The 8,321-nt window shown below is 41.5% G+C and carries 9 protein-coding genes; all 9 read right to left on the reverse strand.

What is annotated here, in order from left to right:
• Positions 1–444 precede the first annotated feature (444 nt).
• Positions 445–786, reverse strand: a complete 342-nt coding sequence (locus ENI34_10525; GenBank protein HEC79552.1) for a DUF86 domain-containing protein — start codon at positions 784–786, stop codon at positions 445–447.
• Positions 783–1,073 (reverse strand): hypothetical protein, encoded by a 291-nt coding sequence (locus ENI34_10530; protein ID HEC79553.1) that lies wholly within the window; start codon positions 1,071–1,073, stop codon positions 783–785. Before ENI34_10530 ends, ENI34_10525 begins: the two co-directional genes overlap by 4 nt.
• 1,286 nt (positions 1,074–2,359) lie before the next feature.
• Positions 2,360–3,514: a Fic family protein gene (locus ENI34_10535; GenBank protein ID HEC79554.1), complete on the reverse strand. Its 1,155-nt coding sequence runs from the start codon at positions 3,512–3,514 to the stop codon at positions 2,360–2,362.
• 345 nt (positions 3,515–3,859) lie between these two features.
• Positions 3,860–4,798 (reverse strand): hypothetical protein, encoded by a 939-nt coding sequence (locus ENI34_10540; GenBank protein ID HEC79555.1) that lies wholly within the window; start codon positions 4,796–4,798, stop codon positions 3,860–3,862.
• A gap of 15 nt (positions 4,799–4,813) precedes the next feature.
• Positions 4,814–5,332: a peptide-methionine (S)-S-oxide reductase gene (gene msrA / locus ENI34_10545; protein HEC79556.1), complete on the reverse strand. Its 519-nt coding sequence runs from the start codon at positions 5,330–5,332 to the stop codon at positions 4,814–4,816.
• An 82-nt stretch (positions 5,333–5,414) separates the two neighbouring features.
• Positions 5,415–6,428, reverse strand: a complete 1,014-nt coding sequence (locus tag ENI34_10550; protein ID HEC79557.1) for a T9SS type A sorting domain-containing protein — start codon at positions 6,426–6,428, stop codon at positions 5,415–5,417.
• Between the two features lie 3 nt (positions 6,429–6,431).
• The gene (locus tag ENI34_10555; protein ID HEC79558.1) at positions 6,432–6,722 is read right to left on the reverse strand and encodes a hypothetical protein; all 291 of its coding nucleotides are present in this window, start codon (positions 6,720–6,722) and stop codon (positions 6,432–6,434) included.
• A complete protein-coding gene (locus tag ENI34_10560) occupies positions 6,722–6,943 on the reverse strand; it encodes a HypC/HybG/HupF family hydrogenase formation chaperone (GenBank protein HEC79559.1) in 222 nt (73 codons plus the stop codon). Before ENI34_10560 ends, ENI34_10555 begins: the two co-directional genes overlap by 1 nt.
• A gap of 1 nt (position 6,944) precedes the next feature.
• The coding region (locus tag ENI34_10565) for a carbamoyltransferase HypF (protein HEC79560.1) at positions 6,945–8,321 on the reverse strand (1,377 nt) is incomplete at its 5' end.

Consider the following 8,321-nt stretch of genomic DNA (forward strand, 5'->3'; position numbering starts at 1 on the left):
ATCTATGCCTTTATCTTCAACCTCTATCATTTTTCTGCTATCACCAATTATTATTTTTACCCAGCTCCTCATTATTTCACCGTATATCGTCTCAACATATTAACATTTTCCATAAGGGACTTCGGGCGATTTTGGACAACTCCGGTATATACGAACCTTATCTGACTCCTTCGGGTTTTCACAGAACCTCCATAATTAGATTATAACCACGGCTGGATATCGGTCAAGAGGTGAAATCAACGAATAATCGGAGATTCACTTAAATATTTCCTTAGAATTTATTTTTCCCCACGAAGATTTCACGAGAGAATAAAAAGTTGGCGCATTACCTTTTTGTCAATCAGACAGTATTATATATTTCGCATGATAATATTTACCACCTTTTGATAATCTCAAAATATCCTCTTCTGAAAGCAAGCAAAAGTTCTGCCCCCCCGTACCTTTTCATTTCAATTCTTCCCTTATCTTTAACATTTTCTTCTTTAAGTCCGGGATGTCCTTTATAACAACCTCCCAGGTTAGTCCCAAATCAATCCCAAAATATTCATGAATGAGAATGTCCCGCATGCCTGCTATCTTTCTCCATGGGACTTCTGAATATTTCTCTTTTATTTCTTCTGGTATATTTCTGACTGCTTCACCAATGATCTCAATACGACGGATAACCGAATCTTGAAGTTGCGTTGAACCAATGAACTCCTCTTCTGTTTTATTTTCGGTATACTCTTCGATCAATGTAATACATTCCAATATATGTTCTATAAACATTTTTGAGTCTTTAGTCATAGAACAACCACCTGTTCGTTCAGAATTCGTTCTTTAAGTAGAGGATGAAGAGATTTATAAGTAATAATATCTACCTCTCTTCCCAACAATTCTTGAAGCTCTAATTTCAAACCCACAAGGTCTAATAGACTCTTTTTCCCTTCAAATTCAATTAACAGGTCAATATCGCTATCTTCGGTGGCTTCTCCCCGCACGATCGAACCAAAAAGAGCAGCTCTCTTCACCTCATATTTCTTCAACACCTCAACAAGCACACCCTTTATTTCTTTAATCAGATCTCTATTCATAATCTTCCTCCTTCAGAGCAGGATTCGCAATTTTGAACAACTCCGGGCTCAGTGGCAGAGCCGAATCCTGCCTGACTCCTTACGATTTTCACAAAACCTCCATAATTAGATTATAACCACGGCTGGATATCGGTCAAGAGGTGAAATCAGCGAATAATCTGAAGTTCCTGAACCTCGGCAGGCTGGACAATGTTCAACTTTCTGCCAAATCATAGAGTAACAAATAAAAGACCAGCTCCAATGAACTGCTCAATTCTGCAACCCAAACATTTTAGAATCAACAAATTCCATTTTGCTATTTTGCCAATTGGCAAAATAGCAAAATACATCCCTACACTTCGTAAGTGTCAGCAGACAGTGGCTGGGCAACAAGGAAAATGCCCCGGCAGAAATAACACAAACAAATATAACAATATAAATAATCAACTGTATCCAATCCTGTGAACTGCGCCCCTGTTGTCAACGCAAATGGTGACTAATGCATTTAATTCTTAGTTGGTTGGCTAGCCAAACGTCATCGTAACTTTTGATAGCTTCTCTAAGAAGTTCAACCCACTTAGATCGCCCTAAAGAGTTGAGACGTGGGCTTATGTACATTTTCCCATGCCTAATGTCCGTTTCTAGCTCTTCTAACATAAATTCCCTCGTTTTTTCATCAAGGTTCTCGTAGTGTATTCCCATTTTGACACCTCCTTTTCAACAAACATTCCAGGCATTTCGTCTAACTTCAGTATATCCGAACTCTGGTTCGGATATTTTTCTATTTTGTCGTTATATCCGAAGTTAAACGCATAATTTTGCCCTGAGTTTCGTGCCTTCCTGTTATAGCACAGGTTTAGTCCCAAGCTTCTGCTCATAACACCTGATTCGTTCACCATTTCTTTAATCTCGCACCAAATCATATAATCAGCGCTTCTTTGTTTCTGGCAAGAGAAAAATCTGAATAATTGAAGAGTATTTGCGTAGAATAGTATTCAACTTTTTCACATCCGTAATACACATTATACCTGCATCGTACATATATCTTTGATGGTTGTATTCAAAATCCCTCATCTTCTACCCTTTCTAACAACCTATTTTCCTTACATAACCAGAATCGAACCGAACGAGGTTCCTAAGTAAACTCCTTCCCCCTTTCATTATCCTCACCTTTTATCACATATTGTCTTATTTTAGCAATTTTTCATCCCCTGTCAAGGAAATTATGTTTTCTCTTCTGTCTGTAAACATTTTCATAATTGTCCATATTCCCTCTTCCTGGTTCACCCTGTTGGTTTATTTATTGTTCATACTTCAGTTCCTCTTTTTATAATTTCCAGATAATCTGAAAATAAGTATTTTCTGTACCGCTTCTTTCCCGAAATTTCCTTCAAAATTTGTGCGTCGATAAATTTATTAATCAACTTATTAACCGTGTCTCTACTCCCCACCCCCAATCTACTCTGTACGTCTCCGTAAGTAATAATAGGCATAGAAAATAGCATATTAATTAAACCTACCGCATAACCACTCGCCATTTTTTTCTCTATAAGCCTCTTAATGAGTTTTTCTTTCAACTCTATAATTTCCTTTGCTGTTTCCGACGCTTCTTTGGAAACTTCAATAACTCCTGCAAGAAAAAACTTCAACCACCGTTCCCACTCTCCCTTCAGCCTTACCTCCATCAACCGGTGGTAATATTCATTTCGATATTTCTTGAGATAAAAACTTAAATACAGCAGGGGATGAAACAATATTCTTTTCCAGTATAGATAGAAGGTAATAAGCAATCTTCCAACTCTTCCGTTTCCATCAAGAAAGGGATGTATTGTTTCAAACTGTGAATGTATCAGTGCAATTTTTATCAAGGGGGGAATATCATTCTTACTATGAATGAAATTTTCAAGGTGTGACATCAACTCAGGGACAATCTCTGGTGGAGGAGGAACAAAAGTAGCTTCGTTCAAATCTGCACCTGCCGGCCCTATCCAGTTCTGACTCCTACGAAATTCACCAGGTGTTTTATCTCTTCCCCTTGCACCGGTTATGAGAATTTTATGGATCTCTTTTATAAGCCTGTTTGATATTGGAAGCCTTTGTAATCTCTTCATACCGTAGTCAAGGGCCTTGATATAATTTACAACCTCTTTTATTTCATTTATATCTTCGGAAGGAGTAAGATTTGCCTCAAATTTCAAAACTCCTTCTAAGGATGCTTGTGTCCCCTCTATTTGAGAACTTAAAAGCGCCTCTTTTTTAACATACATACCTACAAAAAGCTGAGGGTTGGGAAGAACCGTTGTAATTCCATCAAGCCTTGCCAATGCTCTATCTGCCTGCGAAAGAAGACTTCTCAACTTTCCATCATAGTTGATGGGCGGATCAGGCGGGAGAGGATTTGGAATAAAAGCCCTGTACCCTGAAGGTTGTTTTATATACCTACCTGCTCTTTGCGTATTCATAAGTCCTCACTCCCGAACTTAAATATCCCCCTGCCATTCTAAGTCCGATTTTACGGACTTAAATCGAGCATCCATAGTGTAAGCCCGCTTTTCCGGACTTAGAATGGTTCTTTTTCTATTTGAACTCATAATTTTCGTCCTTTGAAACATATTATTCCATTATAGAACCTTTTTATTGATTGTCAAGGAAATTTTTAAATCATTGAGTTATTGAGATTCTTCGTCCGCCTGTGGCGGACTCAGACGCTGTCCTGACTGGAACGAAGAAATGACAAGGAATTCTATATGTCTGATACTGAAGAAAACAGAAAATTAGGTTGAATTAAGATGAAAAGTGAAAAGGAATCACAATTTGTTGAAATTCTCCGCTAACCATTTCAAGGCACCAGGAGTATTTTCCCATGCTGACAGTGCATCAAATGCATAATCGACCGCCTCGTTTTCATCGCCAAAACCAATCATACACGGTAACTCTCTGGGGAATTTCTTCTTCTTAAGTAAATATTCAGGTACATAGTGATTAACCTTTAATGCCTTTTTTAATAAAGCATTTGCTTTTCTACTCGCACCTTTCTGTCGAAATAATAAAAGTGCTCGAGAATATGCCCAAGTTGCGGTTGGGTCATTTTTGTATTCATCAATGAGTTTTTTGGCATCATCATCGCGTCCGACCACAAGCAGACAGGTGATCAGAACAAACCGAACACCCTGATTGTCAGTGGGATTGAGCCTGAGTAATTCATAATAGTGTTCAATCGCATCACGCCGTTTTCCAAGAGACCACAGAGATTGAGCCAGACCGAACAATGCTCTCATATAAGGACGGGTGTTGAGCAAACTCCAGAAATCGCCGACTGAATCTTTAAATACTTCTTCACCGAGTGCCCGCCTGCCTGCAGCGACGGCCTGTTGATAAAATCTCAAAATCTCTTTCTTATTTCGAGCCGTCTCCTCAGCAAGAATTATATAAGCATCTGCACAGTCCCTTGAAATCTCTAAAGCCTTATAGGCTAACTCCACCCTTTCTTTTCCTTCCAATTCCCAGGCTTGGTAGATAAGTTCCTGTGCCTGGTCTAAAGACCTTTTTGCCTGGAATCGGTCGGGATCATACGAAGCCAGATACTCTTGCAGATATTGAACAAGATCCTCATCTGAATCAAACTCCTTACCTTCGAGTATTCTGTTCAAATCCGACAATGTCTTTTCCATTCCCCGGGGGTCAAACCCTGGAAAATCATCAAATCTCCCCGGTTTCTTCTGTTTTTTTGATCTTTTCTTTGCCATTATTACCTCCTGAAGCTAAAACCGCTTCTTGTAGAAGTGGCAGGCTGGTTTTGTGCCCTTCTTATCATAGTAATCCTGGTGATGATCTTCAGCCCGATAAAATTTTGTTACCGGAAAAAGTTTCGTAACGACATTGTAGCCTTTTTCTTTCAGAATTCCAATCAACTTTCCAGCAATCTTCTTCTCTTTTTCATTATTATAGAATATTACTGATTTATACTGCTCGCCGATATCCGGTCCCTGACCGTCTGCCTGGGTCGGGTCGTGAATCTCGAAGAAGAGTTTCGCCAGTTCCTCATAACCGACCTTTTCAGGGTTATAGGTAACTTCAACCACCTCATAGAATCCGTATTTGCCTGAACAGACATCCTCGTATGTCGGGTTATCTTTTGTCCCACCCATATACCCCGAGACCGCTGATACTACACCGTCTTTATGTTCAAAATAATATTCCACACCCCAGAAACAACCGCCGGCAAAGTACGCCCTGGCGGCGGACGCCGTCTTTTTATTCAATGCAGAATGTTCTGTCATAACCACTGACTCCTTACAACATAAAATAAAGAGTATAATTAAAAGAATCCGGTTTTGTCCCGAGTACAGGTTCTTCTTTATATCAACGCACCTTTATTATCTTCTCTATTATGTCAACCGAATCTTTTTTTAACCGAACAAAGTATACGCCGGAAGCGAAATCCGAAAAATCAATCTTTGACACCCGATTCCGACCCACTGCCTGCTGTTTGAGCAACCTGCCGTTTATGCTGTATATCGACCAACTGAAACCGGCTTTGATCTCCAGCAGATCACCGACTATTGAACAGGTATGTTGAAAATCCGGCCTTTTCCCGCTGGATTCCTTAATTGAAATGGTATTATTCAAACTTGCATAGATGTCATAATCATTACGCCATTCCATCCAGGCGGTGAGGAAATCAGAATCACCTGCACAGACCATCGGCAGATCGCGGGTAAAAATCACACTGTCTGAAATCTGAAAAGCAGGTTCAACTATATGACCGTCAGGCGGTATCTTACGACCGTATATCGCATGATCGTCCTGAAGCCAGACGACAAAATAGTTATCACCATCAAAGCATATCGCCGGTTTTGTCTCTGCTGCACTGGCAGCGGCGATGGAAATTTTATTACCGACGAGAGTACCCTGGCTTGATAGAAACTGACCATAGATATCAAGGTCTGTACCTGCCGGACAAAAATCCTGCCACACAACAAGATAGTTGGTTCCATCATAAGCAACACAGGGAACCGCGGCAGTGGTAATCGTCGAGTCCAGACGCAAAACCGTATCTTCGGGCATCGCCTGACTATTTATGAATCGGGCACAAACCCCATAATAGTCCTTGAACCAGACCGCCAGGGTGCGTTCGCCGTCAAAAGCCAGATCGATCGAAGCATTACCGGCTCCGATATAATTACCGCTGTCGAGTACAACACCGGAAGGTGTAACACGCACCGCCGTCACCCCGAAATCAAGCCAGGCGACGATGTAATTTTCACCATTGAAGACAACCGCCGGTTCGACCTGACCGCCCGCACTGTTATTGATTATAAAACTGTTCACTGTATCAAGTGTCGGCGTGACCCGCACCCCGAAGATATCCGCCATACTTCAACAGCTGTCCTGAACAACCGCCAGAAAATTCACGCCGTCAAAAGCAAAATCAACATTCATCGCCCGGTCGCGCAGGATCAATCGTCCAAAAGGATCGAGCACCACCCCGTCCTGTGTGATACGGGCGCCGAAGATCGAACGGTCCGGTGAATAATAACGCATATCCTGCCACATACAATAGTACTGACCGTTGATAAATTGCACTACTGGATACTGCTGATCAAGAATCGCACTGCTGACGGTAAAATCACTATTTATAATCAGAACCAGATAAAATACGCTAATCATCAGTGATATCCATACACCTGTTTCAACAACTCTTCAGTCTCTTTTGCCGACTCTTCATCAATCGGGTTTATGGCGAAACCAGCGTGGATCATTACGTATTCACCAACTTTTATCTCAGGCACAAGCACAATCGAGATTTCACGCCGTACACCCATTATCTCCACCACCGCCATATTATCTTCTTTTATCTCTTCGATTCTGCCCACGACTCCTAAACACATCTTACACACTCCTCTTCTTCAACAGACTGCCTGCCATAATGACCTGACCGTAAGAGATACACCCGTCATTCGTCGGAAGCTTATGGTGCACATAAACTTCAAAACCATTCCTCTCTAATTCATCAATCATCAAAGTCAGTAAATACCTGTTTTGAAAAACGCCGCCTGATAAACAAACCTTCTTCACTCTATAAATTCTACTCAATTTCTTCACGACATCAAGGGAGAAATGAACAATCGTATTATGGAATTTCGCAGCGATTACATCAACACCGATCTTCTTTTTCAAATCCCTGACAATACCTGCAAGGATATCAGCGACCCTGATGACAAAAACCCCGTCATCGGTTATCTGATATGAATAGCCCTTGCTGACCACTGATGATGCGGCATATTCAAGGTTTATCGCCGCCTCCGCCTCATAAGTAATCTCTCTGGTGATTCCGAGAAGTGCCGAGACGCAATCAAACAACCTGCCCATACTCGACGTATCAACACAATTCCGTTCCTGCTCAATCATCCTGATGACGGTATCCGCTTCAGCCCCCTTTAAATCATCGGTTATCTTACCGAAAAGTTTATAAAGGTAAGCGACGGCGATACGGTAAGGTTTCTTGATACTTATTTCACCACCGGGTAAAGGAAGATATTCCAGATGAGCCACCCGCTGCTGGTTCTTCAAGTCTCCGATAAAGAATTCACCACCCCAGATTTTGTGATCGAGTCCGAATCCTGTACCGTCAAAAGCAATGCCTATGGCTTTATCAAAAACCATGTTTTCGCCGAGGCAGGAAACGATATGTGCAATATGATGCTGTACAGCGACCTTTCTGCCTGCCATCTTACCGGCGATTCTGGTAGACAGATAATCCGGGTGAAGGTCATGCACGATGATTCGGGGTGTAATCTTAAACCACTTTTTGTATTTGGCTACAACCTCATTGAAAAATTTCAGTGTCTCAAGGTTGTCGAGATCACCGATATGCGGTGAAATATACGCCTCCCTTTTATCGGCGAGAGTAAAAGTATTCTTTAGATACGGTCCCACGGCCAGCATCGGTTCCACGGAAAACGGCAATTCTACAGGAACCGGCGCATAACCGCGCGAACGTCTGATAATGGAAAAACCCCGTTTTTTAAGATAAAAACCTATTGAGTCGTCACAGCGGTTCTCAATGTCCCGGTTGTGGTCCAGATAAAAAGAGACGATATCTTTTAACTTTTCCACAACCTCTTCTCTATTCTTTGCAATGGGTTCATCCTGAATATTCGCACTCGTCATCACCAGATAAGGAATTTCATCAAGCAGCAGATGGTGAAGCGGCGTATAAGGAACCATTACACCAAAATAAGGGTTATTCGGCGCCACATCCTCGCA

Source organism: candidate division WOR-3 bacterium (genome assembly GCA_011052815.1).
Taxonomy (GTDB): domain Bacteria; phylum Hydrothermota; class Tepidihabitantia; order SM23-42; family SM23-42; genus DRIG01.

Excerpts from the sequence above, each read along its gene's own strand:
- ENI34_10525 (HEC79552.1), bottom strand. The coding sequence starts at position 786 with ATGACTAAAGACTCAAAAATGTTTATAGAACATATATTGGAATGTATT.
- ENI34_10530 (HEC79553.1), bottom strand. The coding sequence starts at position 1,073 with ATGAATAGAGATCTGATTAAAGAAATAAAGGGTGTGCTTGTTGAGGTG.
- ENI34_10535 (HEC79554.1), bottom strand. The coding sequence starts at position 3,514 with ATGAATACGCAAAGAGCAGGTAGGTATATAAAACAACCTTCAGGGTAC.
- ENI34_10540 (HEC79555.1), bottom strand. The coding sequence starts at position 4,798 with ATGGCAAAGAAAAGATCAAAAAAACAGAAGAAACCGGGGAGATTTGAT.
- msrA (HEC79556.1), bottom strand. The coding sequence starts at position 5,332 with ATGACAGAACATTCTGCATTGAATAAAAAGACGGCGTCCGCCGCCAGG.
- ENI34_10550 (HEC79557.1), bottom strand. The coding sequence starts at position 6,428 with ATGGCGGATATCTTCGGGGTGCGGGTCACGCCGACACTTGATACAGTG.
- ENI34_10555 (HEC79558.1), bottom strand. The coding sequence starts at position 6,722 with ATGATTAGCGTATTTTATCTGGTTCTGATTATAAATAGTGATTTTACC.
- ENI34_10560 (HEC79559.1), bottom strand. The coding sequence starts at position 6,943 with ATGTGTTTAGGAGTCGTGGGCAGAATCGAAGAGATAAAAGAAGATAAT.